Origin of the sequence: Hyunsoonleella aestuarii (assembly GCF_006148925.1) — a bacterium.
Lineage (GTDB): Bacteria > Bacteroidota > Bacteroidia > Flavobacteriales > Flavobacteriaceae > Algibacter_D > Algibacter_D aestuarii.
This window is the reverse complement of record NZ_VAWB01000001.1, coordinates 1,242,507-1,263,497: the sequence shown is the minus strand read 5'-3', so window position 1 is coordinate 1,263,497 and position 20,991 is coordinate 1,242,507. Positions and strand designations below refer to the sequence as shown.

22 protein-coding genes are annotated in these 20,991 nt (G+C 34.0%); 14 read left to right on the top strand and 8 right to left on the bottom strand.

The annotated features are described in order from the left end of the window. The first annotated feature begins 62 nt into the window (after positions 1–62). From FEF17_RS05680 to FEF17_RS05635, 10 genes are all read left to right on the top strand, one after another. Positions 63–821 (top strand): EI24 domain-containing protein, encoded by a 759-nt coding sequence (locus FEF17_RS05680; RefSeq protein WP_139001378.1) that lies wholly within the window; start codon positions 63–65, stop codon positions 819–821. Next, complete coding sequence (locus tag FEF17_RS05675) at positions 811–1,356, top strand: GNAT family N-acetyltransferase (RefSeq protein WP_139001377.1); 546 nt, start codon at positions 811–813, stop codon at positions 1,354–1,356. The genes FEF17_RS05680 and FEF17_RS05675 overlap by 11 nt, the downstream gene beginning before the upstream one ends. Positions 1,357–1,359: 3 nt before the next feature. Beyond that, positions 1,360–1,707: a 5-carboxymethyl-2-hydroxymuconate Delta-isomerase gene (locus FEF17_RS05670; RefSeq protein ID WP_139001376.1), complete on the top strand. Its 348-nt coding sequence runs from the start codon at positions 1,360–1,362 to the stop codon at positions 1,705–1,707. Positions 1,708–1,710: 3 nt separating this feature from the next. Next, a complete protein-coding gene (gene hemF, locus FEF17_RS05665; RefSeq protein WP_139001375.1) occupies positions 1,711–2,613 on the top strand; it encodes an oxygen-dependent coproporphyrinogen oxidase in 903 nt (300 codons plus the stop codon). A 71-nt stretch (positions 2,614–2,684) separates the two neighbouring features. After that, positions 2,685–3,674: a porphobilinogen synthase gene (hemB, locus tag FEF17_RS05660; protein WP_139001374.1), complete on the top strand. Its 990-nt coding sequence runs from the start codon at positions 2,685–2,687 to the stop codon at positions 3,672–3,674. Positions 3,675–3,700: 26 nt separating this feature from the next. Beyond that, a complete protein-coding gene (locus FEF17_RS05655) occupies positions 3,701–4,786 on the top strand; it encodes a CNNM domain-containing protein (protein ID WP_139001373.1) in 1,086 nt (361 codons plus the stop codon). After that, the gene (locus FEF17_RS05650) at positions 4,786–5,259 is read left to right on the top strand and encodes a methylated-DNA--[protein]-cysteine S-methyltransferase (protein ID WP_139001372.1); all 474 of its coding nucleotides are present in this window, start codon (positions 4,786–4,788) and stop codon (positions 5,257–5,259) included. Before FEF17_RS05655 ends, FEF17_RS05650 begins: the two co-directional genes overlap by 1 nt. Positions 5,260–5,305: 46 nt before the next feature. Next, the gene (locus FEF17_RS05645) at positions 5,306–6,448 is read left to right on the top strand and encodes a serine hydrolase domain-containing protein (RefSeq protein ID WP_139001371.1); all 1,143 of its coding nucleotides are present in this window, start codon (positions 5,306–5,308) and stop codon (positions 6,446–6,448) included. After that, the gene (locus FEF17_RS05640; RefSeq protein WP_139001370.1) at positions 6,448–7,161 is read left to right on the top strand and encodes a 3'-5' exonuclease; all 714 of its coding nucleotides are present in this window, start codon (positions 6,448–6,450) and stop codon (positions 7,159–7,161) included. The genes FEF17_RS05645 and FEF17_RS05640 overlap by 1 nt, the downstream gene beginning before the upstream one ends. Continuing rightward, positions 7,162–8,841, top strand: coding sequence for an ABC transporter ATP-binding protein (locus FEF17_RS05635; RefSeq protein WP_139001369.1), 1,680 nt, complete (start codon positions 7,162–7,164; stop codon positions 8,839–8,841). It begins immediately after the preceding gene. Here the strand turns inward: FEF17_RS05635 and FEF17_RS14475 are convergent. The 7 genes from FEF17_RS14475 to trhO form a co-directional block, all read right to left on the bottom strand. Beyond that, positions 8,836–8,958, bottom strand: coding sequence for a hypothetical protein (locus FEF17_RS14475; RefSeq protein ID WP_262709975.1), 123 nt, complete (start codon positions 8,956–8,958; stop codon positions 8,836–8,838). The genes FEF17_RS05635 and FEF17_RS14475 overlap by 6 nt on opposite strands. Before the next feature lie 173 nt (positions 8,959–9,131). Beyond that, on the bottom strand, positions 9,132–9,785 hold the full coding sequence (locus FEF17_RS05630; RefSeq protein ID WP_139001368.1) for a 3-oxoacid CoA-transferase subunit B: 654 nt from the start codon (positions 9,783–9,785) through the stop codon (positions 9,132–9,134). Between the two features lie 2 nt (positions 9,786–9,787). Next, complete coding sequence (locus FEF17_RS05625; protein ID WP_139001367.1) at positions 9,788–10,489, bottom strand: CoA transferase subunit A; 702 nt, start codon at positions 10,487–10,489, stop codon at positions 9,788–9,790. A 103-nt stretch (positions 10,490–10,592) separates the two neighbouring features. After that, positions 10,593–12,941 (bottom strand): penicillin-binding protein 1A, encoded by a 2,349-nt coding sequence (locus tag FEF17_RS05620; protein WP_139001366.1) that lies wholly within the window; start codon positions 12,939–12,941, stop codon positions 10,593–10,595. A 64-nt stretch (positions 12,942–13,005) separates the two neighbouring features. After that, a complete protein-coding gene (locus FEF17_RS05615; protein WP_139001365.1) occupies positions 13,006–13,497 on the bottom strand; it encodes a gliding motility lipoprotein GldH in 492 nt (163 codons plus the stop codon). After that, a complete protein-coding gene (locus FEF17_RS05610) occupies positions 13,484–14,671 on the bottom strand; it encodes a PSP1 domain-containing protein (protein WP_139001364.1) in 1,188 nt (395 codons plus the stop codon). The genes FEF17_RS05615 and FEF17_RS05610 overlap by 14 nt, the downstream gene beginning before the upstream one ends. A gap of 184 nt (positions 14,672–14,855) precedes the next feature. Next, positions 14,856–15,929 (bottom strand): oxygen-dependent tRNA uridine(34) hydroxylase TrhO, encoded by a 1,074-nt coding sequence (gene trhO / locus FEF17_RS05605; RefSeq protein ID WP_139001363.1) that lies wholly within the window; start codon positions 15,927–15,929, stop codon positions 14,856–14,858. 510 nt (positions 15,930–16,439) lie between these two features. Between trhO and recA the strand changes: the two genes are divergently transcribed. The 4 genes from recA (at position 16,440) to FEF17_RS05585 (ending at position 20,088) form a co-directional block, all read left to right on the top strand. Continuing rightward, entirely contained in the window at positions 16,440–17,444 is a 1,005-nt protein-coding gene (gene recA, locus FEF17_RS05600) for a recombinase RecA (RefSeq protein WP_139001362.1), read from the top strand. A 108-nt stretch (positions 17,445–17,552) separates the two neighbouring features. Next, positions 17,553–17,963 (top strand): hypothetical protein, encoded by a 411-nt coding sequence (locus FEF17_RS05595; RefSeq protein ID WP_139001361.1) that lies wholly within the window; start codon positions 17,553–17,555, stop codon positions 17,961–17,963. A gap of 35 nt (positions 17,964–17,998) precedes the next feature. Beyond that, entirely contained in the window at positions 17,999–18,541 is a 543-nt protein-coding gene (locus tag FEF17_RS05590) for an RNA polymerase sigma factor (protein WP_139001360.1), read from the top strand. Further along, complete coding sequence (locus FEF17_RS05585; protein WP_139001359.1) at positions 18,541–20,088, top strand: porin family protein; 1,548 nt, start codon at positions 18,541–18,543, stop codon at positions 20,086–20,088. Before FEF17_RS05590 ends, FEF17_RS05585 begins: the two co-directional genes overlap by 1 nt. Before the next feature lie 89 nt (positions 20,089–20,177). Here FEF17_RS05585 and FEF17_RS05580 read toward each other — a convergent pair whose 3' ends face one another. Further along, the gene (locus tag FEF17_RS05580; protein ID WP_139001358.1) at positions 20,178–20,915 is read right to left on the bottom strand and encodes a lysophospholipid acyltransferase family protein; all 738 of its coding nucleotides are present in this window, start codon (positions 20,913–20,915) and stop codon (positions 20,178–20,180) included. Positions 20,916–20,991 lie beyond the last annotated feature (76 nt).

The following is a 20,991-nucleotide window of genomic DNA, read 5'->3' as shown; positions in this document are numbered from 1 at the left end:
ACGTACAATAACACAAAAAGAGCTTCAACAAATGCCTCAACCCCTAACGCAAAACTAGCGTCATGATTAAAAACATCATTTCAGGAATTAAAGCCTACTTCGGAGCATTTAGCTTAATATCAAAACTAAAACTTTGGAAATATTTTGCCATTCCAATGATTATTAGCCTCATAACTGCAATTGCAGTTTTTGTATCTGCTTATGGCCTCTCCGATAACATTGGTGGTTTTATTTCTAGGATTTGGGTTTGGGATTGGGGTTACGATACCTTTTCAGCTATTAGTAATTTTCTAGGAGGCCTTATTATTGTTGTTATCGGACTTATTCTTTATAAACATATCATAATGGCATTATCGGCACCTTTTATGAGTCCTGTTTCAGAAAAAATAGAGGTCCATTTCACTGGAATTACAACACATGAACATCGGGACACAACATTCATGCAACAACTTTGGCGAGGTATAAAAATAAATGGCAGAAACTTGGTAATGGAATTACTACTTACTATTCCTATTTTACTTTTGAAATTCATTCCAATAGTTAATATTTTTTCAACTATATTACTATTTATGACGCAAGCATACTATGCTGGTTTTGGTAACATGGATTATACCCTAGAACGACATTATAAATATAAAAAAAGCGTTGAGTTTGTACGAAACCATAAAGGGTTAGCAATTGGTAATGGGGTTGTATTTTTATTATGCCTGCTCATTCCGTTATTAGGTGTTATTTTAGTTTTACCTTTATCGGTAACAGCAGCATCAACTCAAACAGTGGAAGCTTTAAATCTTAAAAATAACACCTTAAATGCAGCTTAGTTTAGGCTCATATTACATATCACCCATTGCCTTAAAAGATGCTTGGAACGTCTGTAATTTAATCGTGACCAATGAAGATCGATTTAAACGGTTTTTCCCAAAAACATCGCAGCAAAATTTAACACCAGACTTATCACGCTTGTTTGTCGATAAAAAAGTTATCCAATTTGACAAAAAAGAAGAGTTCTTATTCACAATTAAGGAAAATGAATCAAATAGCTTAGTTGGTTTAATCTATATTATAGAACTCGATTGGACAAAAAAACAAGGAGAGTTTGCCTATTGCATTGATTATAATGTTGAAAGGCAAGGATTAACTACAAATGCAATTAAGTTATTGTCAAATTATGCATTTGAAAATTTAGGATTAGAAACGTTGAAAATTGTAGTTCATAAAAGTAACGTTGGTAGTGTTAAAGTTGCCGAAAATTGCAATTTCACACATATAAAAACCTTAAAAAAAGAGTTCGCTCCTCCAGGTGAAAACTCATTGGATATGGAATTGTACGAACTTTATAAAGAAATTGAACCTTAAAATATGCCACACTTTGTAATCCATTGTTCTGAAAACATTTTAAACCTTCAGCAACCAGAAAAAATTATTCTTGAAGTACATCAAGCAGCTGTCAATACTAAATTATTTGATGAACCAGATATTAAAGTCCGTCTAAACCCGTTTAAAGAACATTATTTAGTTGGTGGCAAACGGGGAGATTTTATTCATGTATTTGGAAGTATAATGGAAGGCAGATCAACAAATCAAAAAGCAGATCTTTCTAAAAATATCGTAAGCAAATTAAAAGACATGTTCCCTTCTGTCAAATTTATAGCTATCAATATTGATGATTTCGAAAAAGCAACTTATTGTAATAAAACAATGGTATAAATAATGAAGGATAAATTTTATGAATATATACAAGATCTGCAAGATCGCATTACTTCTAAACTTGAAGAAATTGATGGTAAAAGTAAATTTCAAGAAGATATTTGGAAACGACCTGAAGGCGGTGGTGGACGCACACGTGTCATTGAAAACGGTAAAGTTTTTGAAAAAGGCGGTGTAAATATTTCGGGAGTTCATGGTAAATTACCAAAATCAATGCAAGCTTATTTTAAAGTTGGTGATGTCGATTTTTTTGCATGCGGATTAAGCTTAGTAATTCATCCTACAAGTCCTATGGTACCAACGGTACATGCCAACTGGCGCTATTTTGAAATGTATGACAAGGACGGAGCCATTGTAAATCAATGGTTTGGTGGCGGACAAGACCTAACACCATACTACCTATTTGAAGACGATGCAAAACACTTTCACCAAACTTGTCAAACAGCCTGTGATAAGCACAACCAAGAGTTCTATTCAACCTATAAAAAACGTTGTGATGAATACTTTTATAACGCACACCGAAACGAAGGTAGAGGTATAGGCGGATTGTTTTTCGATTATTGCAAAGCTTCAGAAACCATGACTATGGAAAATTGGTATAATTTTGTATCAGAAGTTGGTGATAGTTTCTTGGAAGCTTATACTCCCATTGTTGAAAAACGTAAAGATCTACCATATACTGAAGAGCAACGTAAATGGCAAGAAATACGTCGCGGTCGCTATGTAGAGTTCAATTTAGTCCACGATAAAGGCACCCTGTTCGGTCTAAAAACCAACGGCCGTATTGAAAGTATTTTAATGAGTTTACCACCACATGTACAATGGGTATACGACCATCAACCAGAAGCTGGAAGCGAGGAAGAAAAATTAATTGAAGTATTGAAAAACCCTGTTGATTGGATTTAATATAAGATGAAATCAAATGTCAGGTTGAGCGCAGTCGAAACCTATCAAAATAACTTAAAGCATAAACTATTATGTTCCCATTAAGAAGAAACAGAAGATTAAGAACCACCGAAGCCATTCGTTCATTAGTTCGTGAAACCATCATAACACCAAAGGATTTTTTAGTACCACTTTTTGTAGTGGAAGGCAAAGGAATTAAACATGAAATTCCATCGATGCCAAATTATTTCCGCTTCAGCTTAGATTTGCTCGAAAACGAAGTCAAAGAGCTTTGGAAACTGGGCTTGAAATCGGTGTTACTTTTTGTAAAAGTTCCTGACAACCTTAAGGACAACAAAGGCACAGAAGCCTTGATCCCAAATGGTTTAATGCAACGTGCCGTAAAAACAGTAAAAAACGCATGCCCAGATATGCTAGTAATGACGGATGTGGCTCTTGACCCTTATTCTGTATACGGACATGATGGCATTATTGAAAACGGACAAATCATTAACGATGAAACCGCAGAGTTTTTAGCAGAAATGAGTATTTCACATGCCCAGGCTGGCGCCGATTTTGTCGCACCAAGCGATATGATGGATGGTCGTATTTTAACCATTCGTGAAGCTTTAGAAGATGAAGGTTTTATAAATACAGGTATTATGAGTTATTCAGCTAAATACGCGTCAGCATTCTATGGCCCCTTCAGAGATGCTCTAGATTCTGCTCCTGTAGATATCCAAGATATTCCAAAGGATAAAAAAACGTATCAAATGGACTATGGAAATCGTTTTGAAGCCATAAGAGAAACCGAAATGGATATTGACGAAGGTGCCGACATCGTTATGGTAAAACCAGGTCTTTCTTATCTAGATATTTTAAGAGACATTAAAAATGAAGTAGATGTTCCCGTGGCTGTATATCAGGTTTCAGGCGAATATGCTATGATAAAAGCAGCGGCTGAAAACGGCTGGTTAAATCACGACCAAATTATGCTAGAAACGACAACGGCTTTTAAGCGTGCTGGAGCAGATATAATAGCCAGCTACTTTGCTAAGGATGTTGTGAAATTACTTTCGTAAATTAGCCTTTAACTAAAACCTGTTTAATGAGCGCATTAATTTTTTGGGCAACAATTTCTATTTTCTTTTCCTTTTTATGTTCTATTCTTGAAGCGGTGCTTCTTAGCGTAACACCGACATTCATCAATGTAAAAAAACAAGAGGGGAAAGACTATGCTTTAATATTAGAAGAATTAAAAAAAGATGTTGACAAACCGCTTATTGCCATACTCACCCTTAATACCATTGCACACACTTTAGGTGCTATGATGGTTGGTATTGAAGCAGAAAGTCTTCCTTATAAAATTGAGCTTTGGGGTATTAACACTGTTGGCGTTGTTTCAGCTATTATGACCTTTTTAATTTTAGTAGCTTCAGAAATTATTCCTAAAACAATTGGTGCGACATACTGGAAAGGACTTGCTAATTTTGCTTCTAAAACCTTAACCATTTTAATCTTTCCTCTAAAATGGACCGGTATTCTATGGCTATTGCAGCTCACAACAAAATTGATTGGAGGTAAAGGTCATGGCAGTGTTTTAAGCAGGGAAGGCTTTGTTGCTATGACTGAGATTGCTCATGAAGAAGGCGTGTTTCAAGAAAATGAAAGTAAGATTATAAAGAACTTGCTAAATTTCAAGGAAATCTTTGCTAAGGATGTTATGACGCCTAGAACAGTAATGAAAACGGAAAATGAAACGACAACAGTTGAAGATTTTTTTAAACAAAATTTGAACCTTCGCTTTTCAAGAATTCCTGTTTACACCAATGAACAAGATAATATAACTGGTCTTGTTTTAAAAGATGAAATCTTTAAAGAAATGGCTCTCGATAATAACTCCAAAAAACTATCCGAGCTTAAACGAGACATCATTGTAGTTAATAGAAACCTTCCTATTCCTACCCTCTTTGAAAAATTGGTTGAAAGTAGAAACCACATGGCTCTTGTAGTTGATGAATATGGTTCAGTAAATGGCTTAGTAACTATGGAGGATGTTATTGAAACCTTGCTCGGTTTAGAAATCATGGATGAAAGTGATAATGTATCAGACTTACAACACCTTGCAAGAAAAAGCTGGGAAGCTCGTGCTAAAAAATTAGGTATTATTACCGATGATTCTACGCCTGAATAATGGAAACGTGCATAATTAATTCTCCACTAGGTTATACTAAAATTTTTGCAGATGTTGAGGGATTACAATCGGTTACTGTTTTAAATTCTGAAGAAAAAATTACAGATGTTATTCCTGAAGTTTTAGAAGACTGCGTCATTCAACTAAAAGAGTATTTTGAAGGTAAACGTCAGGTTTTTAGCCTGAAATTAAATCCGCAAGGAACCGAATTTCAGAAAAAAGTTTGGAAGCAATTAGCGCGGGTTCCTTACGGAAAAACAATATCTTATCTGGAGTTGTCAAAACAAGTCGGCGATGTAAAAGCTATTCGAGCAGTAGCCAATGCTAATGGTAAAAATCCGCTTTGGATTATTATCCCTTGTCACCGTGTTATTGGAAGTGATGGTTCGCTTATTGGTTACGCTGGTGGTTTACATAGAAAAGAGTGGTTACTAAATCATGAAAATCCTTATAAGCAGCAATCCCTTTTCTAAAAGTATCGAATTTTCTTATCTTTAGTTTCTACTTAAATCATACTTAATGAAATTCTTTAAAAAACTTCTTAAATGGTTAGCTATAGTTATTGGGCTGATTATATTTTTACTTTTTATTTTTGATTACAACTATATCTTAAAAGGTGTTAGAGTTGTTTATTTTACAGGACACAATACCGCTTTTATTAATGATTATCCATATTTTGAAAATGACATAATAAAAAAAGGTAAGCATACAAATCCTTGGCCAAATCATAAAAACTATAATACTGTAAAAGAGACTGAAAAGTTATCTCATGTTAATAAAGATTGGGGTACAGTTGCTTATGTAATTATTAAAAATGATAGTATTTGGTTTGAAAACTATTACGATGGATTTGATGAAAACTCAAAAACTAATTCGTTTTCAATGGCAAAAAGTATTACAACATCCTTACTAGGTAAAGCTATAATGGATGGTTATATAGTAAGTTTAGACCAGCCAATTACTGATTTTTATCCTCAATACGGTGATGCAAAAACAACTGTTGGTGACTTAGCATCAATGGCGTCTGGTTTAGATTGGATAGAACATTATACAAGTCCTTTTTCAATAACCGCACGGGCTAACTATGATGATGATTTAGCTGAAACTATTTTAAATCAAAAAATAGTAAAAACACCTGGGAAAACATTTAAATATTCAAGTGGTGACACACAATTACTTGGAATGATAATTCAAAAAGCCTCTGGGAAATCATTGGCAAATTATCTCTCCGAAAGTTTTTGGAAACCCTTAGGGGCTAATAATGATGCCTTATGGCAACTTGATGATGATGAAAACAGATTAGCAAAAGCATTTTGTTGTATATCTAGTAGTGCAAAGGATTTTGCTCGTTTTGGAAAATTATATAAAGATGGAGGTAATTGGAATGGACAACAGCTTTTAGATTCTGCATTTGTGGCAAAATCTATAACACCTCGGTTTAAAGAAAGCCCTCAATATGGTTACGGTTGGTGGATGAAAGACATTGGCAGCAAACACTTTTTTATGATGCGCGGGCATTTAGGTCAGTATGTTATTGTAGAGCCACATGATAATATTATTATTGTGCGTTTGGGTCATAGAAAATCACCTGATGAAGGAGATGGTAGATTTACTGATGATATCACTGTTTATATTGAAGAAGCTTATAAAATGCTCGAATAATGATTAGTAAACTCAATCTTGAAAACATTTTATTTTTGGACATTGAAACCGTTCCAGAATTTCAACATTTTTCTGATTTAGACGGAACCAAACAATCTCTGTGGGATCATAAATCACAATATCAGAGAAAAGAAGACTATACACCCGAAGAATTTTACGAACGTGCCGGAATTTGGGCGGAATTTGGTAAAATTATTTGCATCTCGGTAGGATATTTTAACATTCAAGAAGATATAAGAAAATTTAGAGTAACTTCTTTTTATGGAGATGAAGTTAAAATATTGAAGGATTTTAAAACCCTTTTAATTTCGCATTTTAGTCAAACAAAGCATCTGCTTTGTGCTCATAATGGAAAGGAATTTGATTTCCCTTACATTGCCAGACGAATGATAATAAACGACATTGAGCTACCCTATAAATTAAATCTCTTCGGGAAAAAACCATGGGAAGTACCTCATCTAGACACCTTGGAACTATGGAAATTTGGAGATTATAAAACATATACTTCACTAAAATTACTTACTAATGTTTTGGGCATCCCGTCTCCAAAAGACGATATAGATGGCAGCGAAGTTTACAAGGTGTATTATGAAGAAAATAACATCGACCGTATTATCATATACTGCGAAAAAGACACTATAGCTGTTGCTCAAATATTTTTACGGTTGAGAGGTGACACTATATTAACCGATGATGAAATAATTCATATTTAAATGAAAGACAATTCAATTTTAAATATTGAAAAGTTATCTATTTCATTTGGAAATAATAAGGTAATACATGGAATCTCATACCATTTAAATAAAAATGAAATACTAGGTATTGTTGGAGAATCTGGCTCTGGAAAATCAGTATCATCTTTGGCTATTTTAGGTTTATTACCAAAACAAATCTCTAAAATCAATTCTGGTAATATTTACTACAATAGTAAAGATTTAGTAGCACTGAGCTCTAAAGATTTTGAGAATATTCGAGGTAATAAAATTGCCATGATTTTCCAAGAACCCATGAGCTCTTTAAATCCATCCATGACCTGTGGCAATCAAGTTTTAGAAATTTTACTTCATCATGACACTTTATCAAAGAGCGAGGCTAAAAATGAAGTTATTTCTTTATTTGAAAAGGTGAAACTTCCAGACCCTAATCGGGTTTTTAGTGCTTATCCTCATGAAATTTCTGGGGGTCAAAAGCAGCGTGTTATGATAGCGATGGCTATTTCATGTAAGCCAGACATTTTAATTGCAGACGAGCCTACTACAGCACTTGATGTTACGGTACAAAAAGATATTATAAGTCTACTAAAAGAACTACAGTTAGAAACGAAGATGAGTATCATTTTTATAACACATGACTTGGGTCTAATTTCAGAAATAGCCAATCGTGTTTTAGTCATGTATCAAGGCAATATTGTTGAACAAGGCTTGGTTGAAAACATATTTAAAAATCCACAACACAATTACACAAAAGCACTAATAAACTCTAGACCTTCATTAGATACAAGGTTAAAAGTTTTACCTACTATAAAAGACTATTTAGAAGGCACTTTTAGAGAGGAGATTATTACAGAAGAGGAGCGTAAGCTAAAACAGGAAAAATTATACATGCATCCACCTTTATTGGAAGTTATAAATGCTGAAAAAGCCTATATTTCTAATTCGGGTTGGTTTTCAAAACCCGAAACCTTTAAAGCAGTTGATGGCGTGAGCTTCAAATTATACGAAGGAGAAACGCTGGGGTTAGTAGGAGAATCTGGGTGTGGTAAATCGACTTTAGGAAACGCTATTCTTCAATTAGATAAGGTAACTGCTGGCGAAATACGTTACAATGGTATCGATATTACCAAATTATCAAAAACCGAAACTAGAAAACTCAGGAAAGACATTCAAATCATTTTTCAAGATCCTTATTCATCGTTAAATCCCCGCATACCTGTAGGAGAGGCTATTATGGAACCAATGAAAGTTCATAAGCTTTATAAGTCCGATAAAGAAAGAAAGGAAGCCGTAATTAATATTTTAAATAAAGTTGGATTATCTGAAACCTATTTTAACAGATATCCTCATGAATTTTCTGGTGGACAGAGACAACGTATTGGTATTGCAAGAACTATAGCGCTACAACCAAAACTTATCGTGTGCGATGAATCGGTTTCTGCATTAGATATATCGGTTCAAGCCCAAGTTTTAAATTTACTTAATGATCTAAAAGAGACATTTAAATTTACGTATATTTTTATTTCCCACGACTTAGCGGTGGTTAAATTTATGTCTGATCAATTATTAGTAATGAATCAAGGAAAAGTAGAAGAGCTTGATGATGCTGACACTATATACAATAATCCCAAAAAAGAATACACTAAAAAGTTAATTCATGCCATCCCTAAAGGGTTATAGCATGAACACTTTTTTAGTTAAATACATTAAACTTCTTATAAATCGTAAATTCTCTTGAATAGTTTCTTTGAATTTACTTTCTTCAAAAGTAGTTTGTTCAGGTAGATTTGGTTCCATATTCGTAGGTTAAGTTTATGGTAGATTTTGGGCAAATCTATTTATTAATTTGGTTAATTTGGGGACTGTAAATATGAAACAAATTTTCAATATATCAGTTTAAAAACATATAAAATCGATGAAATGCGTATTTTTTTAACATTTACATCGATTTATGCCTGAAATTCTTAATACTATAATTTCATTTCTGGGATATCTCCCTCGACAATTAGTTTACCTTCAGTCGCATTTTGAATATCTTCGACAGAGACTCCAGGAGCCCGTTCTAAAAGTCGAAACCCATTTTCTGTTACCTCTATTACAGCCATGTTAGTCACAATCTTCTTTACACACCCTACCCCTGTTAATGGTAATGAACAACGCTTTAAAAGTTTAGACTCCCCACGCTTATTGGTATGCATCATTGCGACTATTATATTTTCAGCACTCGCAACTAAATCCATTGCTCCTCCCATGCCCTTAACCATCTTTTCAGGAATTTTCCAATTGGCTATATCTCCATTTTCGGCAACTTCCATGGCTCCTAATATGGTTAAATCTACATGTTGACCTCTAATCATAGAAAAGCTCATTGCTGAATCAAAAAAACTAGCTCCAGGTAATGTCGTTATCGTCTGTTTTCCCGCATTAATAACATCGGCATCTTCTTCTCCTTCAAAAGGAAATGGCCCCATACCTAAAACACCATTTTCACTTTGAAATTCAACTTCTATATCATTCCTTACATAGTTGGCTACTAAAGTGGGAATCCCAATTCCCAAATTAACATAGTATCCGTCTTGTACTTCTTTCGCAATTCGTCTTGCTATACCTGTTTTATCTAACATAACTAATCTCTTTGTCTTACGGTTCGTTGTTCGATACGTTTTTCATAAGTCTTTCCTTGAAAAATTCGCTTTACAAATATTCCAGGAATATGAATTTGATTAGGGTCTAAAGATCCAAGAGGTACTAATTCTTCAACTTCAGCAACTGTTATTTTTGCGGCACCACACATGTTGGGGTTAAAATTACGAGCTGTCCCTTTGAATATTAAGTTACCTGCCTCGTCTCCCTTCCAGGCTTTCACAAAGGCAAAGTCTGCCTTAAAAGCATGTTCCAAAACGTACATTTTACCATCAAACTCTCTTGTTTCCTTACCATCTGCAACCTCGGTTCCATAACCAGCGGGTGTATAAATGGCAGGAAAACCTGCTTGAGCGGCTCTACAACGTTCTGCTAAAGTACCTTGTGGAATAAGTTCTACATCTAATTCTCCCGACAGCATTTGACGTTCAAATTCATCATTTTCGCCCACATAAGACGATACCATTTTTTTTATTTGTTTTTGTTGAAGTAATAATCCTAGACCAAAATCATCAACTCCTGCATTATTAGAAATACATGTAAGACCAGAGATGCCAAGTCTAACCAATTCTGCAATGGCGTTTTCGGGAATACCACTAAGGCCAAAACCACCAAGCATGAAAGTCATATTATCAGAAACACCTTTAAGTGCATCTTGGACATTTGCTACTTTTTTACTAATCATTATTATTCGTAATTTTTGTTGTATAAAATTACGAATAATTGAAGTAAAACTTAAGATTATTAAGAAATAAAAAAGACATTCAGCAACGAATGGCTTACAGGTTTTAATTGAAATCTAGATCGTCAGGAATTTCTTCATCCTCTGCGTCATCAATTACTGTAGTACCAACTTTTGAGCAATCAACATTAATAGAAAGTCCCTCCGGTTCTTCAAACTCTTCTTTAGAAATGGCTAATGACTCATTAGCATAACAACTCTTCATGTAAAGCGCCCAAATTGGTAATGCCATAGCAGCACCTTGTCCATATGTAATACTTGCAAAATGCGCTGCCCTATCTTCCGCACCAACCCAGACACCAGTAACTAAATTTGGCACCATACCCATAAACCAACCATCACTTTGGTTTTGTGTGGTTCCTGTTTTTCCTGCTATAGGATTTGTAAACTCATAAGGGTAACCAGTAATAATTTCTCTATAGTCTGCTCGATAAGCATCGGCTCCTTTAGTTCTCAATCTAGCACCTGAACCGTATTGCGTTACTCCTTCTAAAAGTTTCACTGTTACATACGCTGTTTCTTCACTTAATACATCTTTAGTTTCTGGACTAAATTGATACAAAATAGTTCCATTTTTATCTTGAATACTGGTAACCATTACCGGTTTAGTATAAACACCTTGATTAGCGAAAGTGGAATATGCTCCAACCATTTCGTAAACACTTAAATCTGGTGTGCCTAAAGCAATTGATGGCACTGGGAGTAAGTCTGATTCAACACCGAGTTTCTTTGCTAAATCCACAACAGTCTCTGGGCCAACCTTATCTATTAATCTAGCTGTAACCGTATTTACGGAATTTGCCAGTGCATTTTTAAGTGTTCTAGTCCCTCCATACTCGTGACTAGAATTCTTTGGGCACCACTCTTCTGGATTTCCGTATTTACCTGCTTCAATACAAAATGGCGTATCGGGATATTCATCACATGGAGATGCATGTAACTGATCTATTGCAGCGGCATAAACAAGTGGCTTAAAAGTAGATCCAATTTGGCGCTTCCCTTGTTTTACCATATCATATTGAAAATGTCTATAATTCATTCCGCCGACCCAAGCTTTTACATGGCCCGTTTGTGGATCCATTGACATCATACCCGTTCTTAAAAATGATTTATAGTAGCGCATAGAATCAATAGGTTTCATAATGGTATCAATCTCGGATGGCTTTCCTTCTTTCCATTTAAAAATAGACACCTGAATAGGTTTATAAAATGAGTCTTCTATTTCTTTATCACTCTTTTTTAAATCATATTTCATGTGCCTCCATCGCTCAGACTGTCGCATGGAACGCCACATTAACGTATCGATGGCACCTGTTGTTAATTCTAAAAATGGAGCTGTCGGGTTTCTTTTAGGTGTATTTTGATGAAAAAACTCTGCTTGTAACCTTGGCATGTGTTGTTGCACAGCATCCTCCGCATATTGTTGCATTCGAGAATCTATAGTTGTGTAAACTTTAAGTCCGTCGCTGTTAATATTATATTTTGTACCATCTGGCTTTCTATTAGTCCCATCATTGGTCCACTTTTTCATGAAATCTCTAAGGTATTCACGAAAGTAAGTAGCTATCCCTTCCCGATGAGATTCCGGTGTATAACGTAAATCTAATTCTGTTTCTTGAAGTGAATCTTTTAGTTTTTCGGAAATGTACCCATACTTTTCCATTTGCCCAAGAACCACATTACGTCTATTTTTTACTCCTACAGGATTTCTTCTTGGATTATATAAAGCCGAATTCTTAAACATCCCCACTAACATGGCAGATTCCTTCAACTCTAATTCACTCGGTTCCTTACCAAAATATATTCGCGAAGCACTTCTAATACCATCGGCATTATTTAAAAAATCATAAATATTAAAATACTGCGCAATAATTTCTTCTTTGGTGTATTGCCGTTCAAGGCGTGTAGCGATAATCCATTCTTTTACTTTTTGAAAACCACGTTCAAATTTACTATCAGATACTTGTTTGGTAAATAATTGCTTTGCTAATTGTTGCGAAATGGTACTAGCTCCACCTCCTCGACCCATTTTAAAAATAGCACGCAACGTACCTCTAGCATCTATTCCTGCATGACCATGAAAACGCGCATCTTCAGTTGCTATTAAGGCGTCAATTAAATGTTGCGGTAATTCGTCATAATCAACAGGTGTTCTATTATCATTAAAATAAAACTTTCCAAGGGTTACTCCATCTGAAGAAATAATTTCTGTTGCTAAGTTTGTTTTAGGGTTTTCTAAAACCGTGTGGTCTGGCATTTCGCCAAAGGCACCCCAAGAGGCTAAAAGAAATATCAAAATAACTGACAATGTTCCAACCAAAAACAGTACCCAAAACCAACGGATGTGATTTGAGAAATCTAATACTGCTTTTTTAGCTTTCTTTGAGTTTGCCATATATTTAAATCATATAACACATTTCGATACTATTTTGCTGATGCAAAATTAACCGATATGACATTTAGTTATTATTTATACTTTCTATTCTAAATCCAATATCTGTAATCCCTTCAAGCTCCACAACTCCATTTACTTTACCATTTTCACGCATAGCTTGCTGAATGTTAACCGTATACTCGCCGCTCTCTTGAAAAACAACTTGTTCTTTATACCATAACTTATTCTCCTTAACGTCTGTGTAACCTGAACCTAGTAATTTGCCTGTTGGGTCTGCCATTCTATATTCTAAAGTGTCTGTTATTGTCTTTCCATGCGGAAAAACCATTTCAACAATTAAAAATAGGTTATTATATTTATAAGCATTGGTGTTTCTAATATTAACAAATAAGTTATAAGGATTTATTGAATCGGGTGGAGTAATTTTAAAACTTGTTATCGAATCTTTATGCCAAGAATTTGGTACAGACTTATATTTATCAAAAACACGATTAGAATCGCAAGAAATAGATACAGCAATAATTAAAACAAATAGGAATACATTACTTCGAGGCATTTTTACTGTTTTGAGGTTTTCTTCGATTGTTTCTGTTTTTATTAGATCTGTTCCTATTATTTTTACGTTTCTTATGACGTTTTGGACTATCGAAACGTGTTAAACTATCTTGACCTACAACGTTCTCAAATTCTGTTTTAGTATCTTCTATTAGTTCTGAAGTGTATTCTTCTAGACTTGCTACCTTTTTGTTTTTCTTATTGAGACTTATAATCTCATTGGCTTGTTCTGTAGTAATTTTATGCCAGTTCATCCACTCGCCCTCATAAGCATACCACATGTGCCCTTTAAAAATATCGGTTTTTTGACAAACGGCTGTTCCCTTTTCTGTGTAAAGTTTGGTGTCGTTTTTAGGAAAGCTTTTTAAAGCATCTAAATAAGTATCAAGCTCATAATTTAAACAGCATTTCAATTTACCACATTGACCTGCTAATTTTTGAGGATTTAATGATAATTGCTGGTATCTGGCTGCCGAAGTGCTTACAGAACGAAAGTCTGTTAACCAAGTCGAACAGCACAACTCTCTTCCGCAAGATCCGATGCCTCCAAGTCTAGAGGCTTCTTGACGAAAACCAACTTGTTTCATTTCTATACGTGTTCTAAACTCACGAGCAAATAACTTTATGAGTTCTCTGAAATCTACACGCTCTTCGGCCGTATAATAAAAGGTAGCTTTACTAGCATCGCCTTGAAATTCAATATCAGAAATTTTCATTTGCAACTTTAAATCAATTGCAAACTGACGTGCTTTAACTTTCATGGGCTCTTCTTTGTCTCTTGCAGAAGACCAAATATCAATATCTTTTTGGCTCGCTTTACGATAGATTTTCAAAATATCATCTCCTTCTGGAGCCATATTTTTTCGTTTCATTTGAACACGAACTAATTCCCCAGTAAGCGTAATCATTCCAATATCATGTCCAGATTTGGCTTGGGTAGCCACAATATCGCCAATACTAAGTGTTAAATTTTCAAGGTTTTTGTAGTAATGTTTTCTTCCGTTTTTAAAACGAACCTCAACCCAATCAAAAGGCTTTTCTCCATTGGGTAAAGACATATTTGCTAGCCAATCGAAAACAGTTAATTTATTACAACTGTCTGTGCCGCAAGTGCCATTATTTTTACATCCTTTAGGTTGACCGTCTTTGCCAGTTGAACAACTGTTACAAGCCATATAGTTATATATTGAATTCGTTAATAACTGCTATTATTACGAATGAAGGTTAATAAATGTAGTCTTTCGTTTTAACTAAATTACTATAAACTTACATAAACGAAATACAACTTCTGGACGTAAAGATAAGATTATTATACGGACTTGAAAACCAAATTTTTTAAAGAAGAATTACCTCGAGATTTTATACTTTTTCCTCTTTTAAAACATCAAAAATATTCCGTAAATCTTTTTTATATGGTAAATGATCCGCTCGTCCTTTTTTGAAAATATCGTTACTATTACCTTGTCCTTTTCTAAGTGCTTTTTGTTCTTCATAAGGTAATGCATGAATCTCTTTACAATTGGTGCTACAACAATTGTTCATTTCTTCTTTACATTTTTCGCACTGAATAAATAGTAAATGGCAGGCATCATTCGCACAGTTAGTATGGATATCGAACGGTTCTCCACATTGATGACATTGCGCAATAACATCTTCACTTATTCTTTCCGCTCTTCGGTCGTCGAAAACAAAATTTTGCCCCAAAAACTTATTTTCTAACTGGTGCTCTTTTATTTGACGTGTGTATTCGATAATCCCACCTTCTAATTGATAGACATTTTTAAATCCTTTATGCTTAAAATATGCACTAGCCTTTTCACATCGAATACCGCCTGTGCAATACATAACCAAATTTTTGTCTTCTTTATGTTCTTTTAAATCGTCCTCAATGATATCTAACGATTCTCGAAAAGTATCGACATCTGGTGTCACCGCATTTTTAAAATGACCTATTTCGCTCTCATAATGGTTTCGCATATCTACTAAAACCGTATTTTTATCTTCAATAAGCTCATTAAATTTTGCTGCCCCAACATGCACACCTTTGTTTGTAACATCGAAGGTGTCGTCATTCAACCCATCTGCTACAATTTTATTTCGAACTTTTACTTTCAATTTCAAAAAAGACATGTTGTCCTGTTCCACAGCAATGTTTAAACGAATGTCTTTTAGAAAACCTATGGTATCAAGATGTGCTTTAAATTCGTTAAAGCGATCTGCTGGAAGTGATAACTGTCCATTAATACCTTCTTGGGCAACATAAATGCGTCCTAGCACATCTAGTTTGTGCCAAACAATAAATAATTGGTCTCTAAATTCTTGAGGATTGGAAATTTTCGCGTATTGATAAAAAGAAAGTGTTAATCGATCTTTCCCTGCTTTCTCGATTAATTCTGCTCTTTCTTTTGCGCTTAATTTATTGTACAGTTGCATGCTATACTAATTTTAAGGTTAAAGAAATATTTTAGAATGCAAAAATACAATTAATAACTAATTATGCTAGTTCCTTCTTAAATATTTGGGCGCTATCCTTTTAGGTCGCGCTTTACGTTAATATTTATGGCTCGTTAATCTCTTCGCCAAAAGCTAACACTGCAATCCCTAGCGCACATAACCGCCAAAGTCAATAAAACGGCATAAAAAAAACACTCTAGTAAACTTAGAGCGCTTTTTATTGACTAATTCGATTTCTATTATTTTAAAAAATTCTTATCGAATTTAGCCACCATCGGCTTTACAATTACTATTAACGAGAACAGTAACTGAAACACCTAATGCTTTTATTAAAATGGTCTGTTTAAAAAATTTCATATCCTTTTCATAGCAAAATTTTCCCACTTTAATTAGTAGATGCAGATTGTGGAAAAAGGTTGCGTGATAAAATTGTATTGTGATAAAAGTTATAGTATTTTAGCAAGCATAACTTCAGAAAAAAATATATAAATGAGTGAAAAAGAAGCAAAGTTAAAAGCGCTTAAGCTTACTTTGGACAAGCTAGATAAAGCCTATGGAAAAGGCACCGTAATGAAAATGAGCGATGCTGCTATTGAAGATGTAGATGCTATTTCATCTGGTTCTTTAGGGTTAGATATTGCCTTAGGAGTTGGTGGCTACCCAAGAGGTCGTGTTATAGAAATTTATGGTCCTGAATCGTCGGGTAAAACAACACTTACTTTACATGCTATTGCTGAGGCTCAAAAAGCTGGCGGTATTGCCGCTTTTATTGATGCAGAACATGCTTTTGATAGATTTTATGCTGAAAAACTAGGTGTAGATATTGATAATTTAATTATTTCTCAACCCGATAATGGCGAACAGGCATTAGAGATAGCAGATAATTTAATCCGTTCTGGTGCTATTGATATTGTTGTTATCGATTCAGTTGCTGCCTTAACACCTAAAAGTGAAATTGAAGGCGAAATGGGCGATTCTAAAATGGGATTACACGCACGTTTAATGTCTCAAGCTTTAAGAAAACTTACTGCTTCCATTAGCAAAACCAATTGTACTGTAATTTTTATTAATCAATTACGTGAAAAAATTGGAGTCATGTTTGGAAACCCTGAAACTACTACCGGTGGTAATGCCTTAAAATTTTATGCGTCTGTGAGATTAGACATAAGACGATCTACTCAGATTAAAGACAGCAGTGGTAATGTTTTAGGAAACAAAACAAGAGTTAAAGTTGTAAAAAACAAAGTAGCACCACCTTTTAAAATGGCAGAATTTGATATTATGTATGGTGAGGGTGTGAGTAAAGTGGGAGAAGTATTAGATATTGCCGTTGAGCATGAAGTCGTGAAGAAAAGCGGTTCTTGGTTTAGTTATCAAGACACCAAACTTGGTCAAGGTCGTGATGCGGTTAAGTCAATAATTAAAGAAAATCCCGATTTGATGGACGAACTAGAAGAAAAAATTAAAGCACTCATTAAAGGTGAAAACGTTTAAAAGAAAATCCCGAATAATCGGGATTTTTTTGTTTTAATACGCAACCTTTAAGAAATATTAGCATCTATAAGGGCGAACACATTTTTAAAAAGCATTGTATAGTTTAGTATGAAAAGATTTATTGTTATTGGTTTAGCACTGTTTTTATTTTTTTCCTGTGATGTGGGCGACGATGGTCCAGATTTCAACTTAGAGTTGTTACCAATAGAAATTGTAGAAATCCCCGATGAATTTGAACTTGGTGAAGTTTACGCCATAACCGTCAGTTATTTTAAGCCATCAACCTGTCATACGTTTAGAGAGTTTTATTATTTAAAAGAAAACAATGAACGCACAGTCGCAGTTATAAATTATGAGTACCTAAATAATTCTTGCGAAGAACTAGAAAATGAGCTGGTTGAAGCAACTTTTAATTTTATTGTGACAAGTAATGGCTCCTATATTTTTAAATTTTGGCAAGGTGAAGACAGCAATGGCGAAAACCAGTATTTAACAATTGAGGTTCCTGTAATAGATTAGAAGTTAAAGAGTTAATTATATAATATGTGTTTAATTTGAGTTTACAACAACTCATAGAAAATTGTAAATCTAATGATACCAAAGCGCAAGGAGAATTATACAAGCTCTTTTCGAGCAAACTATTCTCAATTTGCTTGAAGTATTCGAAAAACTATGCTCAAGCAGAAGATAATTTGCAAGATGCATTTTTAACAATTTTCGAAAAAATTGAACAATTCAAAAACAAAGGATCATTTGAAGGTTGGCTAAAGCGTATTACAATTAACACCGCTTTACAACGCTATAGAAAAGAAAAGGTTTTTGAAATTGTAAATAATAATGAGATTGCAGATGAGGATATTGAAATTTATGGTGAGGATATTTCGTTGGACTTTCTTCTAAAGATGGTACAACAATTACCAGACAGATATAGATTGGTGTTTAACCTTTACGTTCTAGACGGATATTCACATAAAAATATTGCAGAGATGCTGAATATTAGCATTGGAACATCTAAATCTAATTTAGCACGAGCCAGACAATCTTTAAAAAAATCAATAGAAGATTATAAAACGACACGAAGTATAAAGTCTTTGTAATGAGTGAAAAAAAACATATAGATAGATTGTTTCAAGAGAAGTTTAAAGACTTTGAAGTAAACCCTAGCGATAAAGTTTGGGGTAATATTGAAGCAAAGCTTAAAGAGAAAAAGAAAAAGAGACGTATAATTCCTATTTGGTGGCGTTATGCTGGTGTTGCCGCTCTTTTATTACTTTTACTTACGGTGGGTATTAATTATTTTAATAGTCCTGACAATGAATCTAACATCCCAGAAAACAGAGTAGTAGAACAAAAACCAGAAAACGCAGAAGAAAACAATCTGGATGTTAATACGACGAATACATCTTCAGAAAAAGAAGTTATCAAAATAACAAGTGCTCCAAATTCTAATGGCATAATAGCTGATGAAAAGAATACAGAACAAGAAACCGATGTTGTTAATAACCAAAATAATAGTGGCGAATCTTCTTCTAACATCATAAAAAAAGAATCGAAAACGGCTATTACAAAAAGTGTTGAAACATCTGAAGACAATGCACAGATAAATAAAGGAAAACTAAAAGAAACCATCAATAAAAGAACAGATGCTATTGCTAAAAGCGCTGAAAATATTGACAACACTCAAGATAACCCAATTGACTCGAAACTAAATAATATACCATCTGATATTGCATCCATTGATATATCTAAAACAGATGAAATCTTAAACAACATCAAAAATGAGACAAACACAGCTGTTGCTGCTGAAGAAAAAGTAGATTCTAATGCTTCGCAAGATGTCTCAAAAGAAAACACCGAATTAAACATTGAAGACGCTTTAGAAAAAACTAAAGATATTATTGAAGAAGAGAAATTGAACAGGTGGAGTGTTGCCCCAAACGCTGCGCCTGTCTTTTTTAACAGTTTAGGCGAAGGTTCTTCAATTGATCCTCAGTTTAATTCAAACTCTAAAAGTGGTGAGCTTAATATGAGTTATGGCATAAGAGGTAGTTACGCTGTCAATAAAAGACTCACTATCCGATCAGGCATTAATCGAGTAACTCTTGGTTATAACACAAATGATGTTGTTGCTTTTCAATCTATTAGTTCTAATCCTAGCGCTGCTGCATTACAAAATATAAGCGCAGATCAAAACATTAGCACAACAAGCAATGTGTCTCTTGTAAGCGCCCAAAATATAAGTGCTAAAAGTAGTAGTGGCTCCACATTGTTAAGTACTACTGGAAACACTTCAATAAATCAGGAGTTTGGATATATAGAGATTCCTTTAGAAATACAATATGCTATTTCAACAAAAAAATTGGGGGTTAATCTTATTGGAGGTTTTAGTTCCTTTTTCTTGAATGAGAACAAAATTTATTCTGAATCCAACGGTTCAAAAACATTAATAGGAGAAGCCACCAACCTCAATAAAACAAGTTATAGTGCAAATCTGGGACTTGGGATTAATTATGAGATATCGAAAAAATTAGACTTGAATCTAGAACCTATTTTCAAGTATCAAATAAATGCATTTAGCAATACATCTGGAGATTTTACCCCTTATTTCATAGGCGTCTATACAGGTATTGCTATTAAATTTTAGGTTTTTGGTTAGATCTGGATGTTGATTCTAAATACACTCTGGAATCAATATCAAATTAAAACTGTTCATTGCCCTAATGAACAGTTTTTTTATTTATTAAACTCTTGTAACTGTTTAAATATACTCGTTCTGGCTTCTTCATTAAGTTTTCGAGTATCTCCAATAACCAAACCTTCTGTAGATAAAAATTTATGAATTTTTACGCGCATTCTTCCAGGGCCTCCACTAAAGAATGTATACGAAAAACGTGCTTTATTATCTCCAAAAGTTATAGGGACAATTGGAATTTGATGGTTTATAGCCAACCTAAACGCTCCATCTTTAAAAATATCTAATTCTATATGCTCTTCAGGTACACCTCCTTCCGGAAATATACATATACTTAAACCAGATTCTAACCTTCTTTGGGCTCTTAAAAAAACAGCCTTTCTACTTTTTTCGGAACTTCTATCCACCAAAATACAGGTCCGTTTATAAAAAAATCCAAATAATGGAATCTTGGTAAGTTCCTTTTTACCGACAAATACAAAAGGATTTTTCACTGAAACCAACATGAGCATTATGTCTGCCATAGATGTGTGGTTTGCAATAAACATATAACTTTTGTTTTTATCGGGTACTTGCTCCCTTTCAATTTTAACATTAAATCCCATACCAAATAAAATAAAATATGCCCAAAAACGCGCTAACTTAAAGAAAAATGTATACCACGAATCTTTTGAAATAGACAATAAAAGAATAGGGAATAAAACTATTATTGGCAGAGCAACCAATATATAGAACCAAATACGGTAAAGTGTTAAAAAAAAGTATTTTACAATTCTCATACCAGCCAAAAATACCATTATAAATTGATAATCTTTAAATCATAAGAGTTTTAAAATATTCTATTATCAGTTTACT

What these genes read in the sequence shown, in the direction of transcription:
- FEF17_RS05680 (WP_139001378.1), top strand. Translation starts at nt 63, where the DNA reads ATGATTAAAAACATCATTTCAGGAATTAAAGCCTACTTCGGAGCATTT.
- FEF17_RS05675 (WP_139001377.1), top strand. Translation starts at nt 811, where the DNA reads ATGCAGCTTAGTTTAGGCTCATATTACATATCACCCATTGCCTTAAAA.
- FEF17_RS05670 (WP_139001376.1), top strand. Translation starts at nt 1,360, where the DNA reads ATGCCACACTTTGTAATCCATTGTTCTGAAAACATTTTAAACCTTCAG.
- hemF (WP_139001375.1), top strand. Translation starts at nt 1,711, where the DNA reads ATGAAGGATAAATTTTATGAATATATACAAGATCTGCAAGATCGCATT.
- hemB (WP_139001374.1), top strand. Translation starts at nt 2,685, where the DNA reads ATGTTCCCATTAAGAAGAAACAGAAGATTAAGAACCACCGAAGCCATT.
- FEF17_RS05655 (WP_139001373.1), top strand. Translation starts at nt 3,701, where the DNA reads ATGAGCGCATTAATTTTTTGGGCAACAATTTCTATTTTCTTTTCCTTT.
- FEF17_RS05650 (WP_139001372.1), top strand. Translation starts at nt 4,786, where the DNA reads ATGGAAACGTGCATAATTAATTCTCCACTAGGTTATACTAAAATTTTT.
- FEF17_RS05645 (WP_139001371.1), top strand. Translation starts at nt 5,306, where the DNA reads ATGAAATTCTTTAAAAAACTTCTTAAATGGTTAGCTATAGTTATTGGG.
- FEF17_RS05640 (WP_139001370.1), top strand. Translation starts at nt 6,448, where the DNA reads ATGATTAGTAAACTCAATCTTGAAAACATTTTATTTTTGGACATTGAA.
- FEF17_RS05635 (WP_139001369.1), top strand. Translation starts at nt 7,162, where the DNA reads ATGAAAGACAATTCAATTTTAAATATTGAAAAGTTATCTATTTCATTT.
- FEF17_RS14475 (WP_262709975.1), bottom strand. Translation starts at nt 8,958, where the DNA reads ATGGAACCAAATCTACCTGAACAAACTACTTTTGAAGAAAGTAAATTC.
- FEF17_RS05630 (WP_139001368.1), bottom strand. Translation starts at nt 9,785, where the DNA reads ATGTTAGATAAAACAGGTATAGCAAGACGAATTGCGAAAGAAGTACAA.
- FEF17_RS05625 (WP_139001367.1), bottom strand. Translation starts at nt 10,489, where the DNA reads ATGATTAGTAAAAAAGTAGCAAATGTCCAAGATGCACTTAAAGGTGTT.
- FEF17_RS05620 (WP_139001366.1), bottom strand. Translation starts at nt 12,941, where the DNA reads ATGGCAAACTCAAAGAAAGCTAAAAAAGCAGTATTAGATTTCTCAAAT.
- FEF17_RS05615 (WP_139001365.1), bottom strand. Translation starts at nt 13,497, where the DNA reads ATGCCTCGAAGTAATGTATTCCTATTTGTTTTAATTATTGCTGTATCT.
- FEF17_RS05610 (WP_139001364.1), bottom strand. Translation starts at nt 14,671, where the DNA reads ATGGCTTGTAACAGTTGTTCAACTGGCAAAGACGGTCAACCTAAAGGA.
- trhO (WP_139001363.1), bottom strand. Translation starts at nt 15,929, where the DNA reads ATGCAACTGTACAATAAATTAAGCGCAAAAGAAAGAGCAGAATTAATC.
- recA (WP_139001362.1), top strand. Translation starts at nt 16,440, where the DNA reads ATGAGTGAAAAAGAAGCAAAGTTAAAAGCGCTTAAGCTTACTTTGGAC.
- FEF17_RS05595 (WP_139001361.1), top strand. Translation starts at nt 17,553, where the DNA reads ATGAAAAGATTTATTGTTATTGGTTTAGCACTGTTTTTATTTTTTTCC.
- FEF17_RS05585 (WP_139001359.1), top strand. Translation starts at nt 18,541, where the DNA reads ATGAGTGAAAAAAAACATATAGATAGATTGTTTCAAGAGAAGTTTAAA.
- FEF17_RS05580 (WP_139001358.1), bottom strand. Translation starts at nt 20,915, where the DNA reads ATGAGAATTGTAAAATACTTTTTTTTAACACTTTACCGTATTTGGTTC.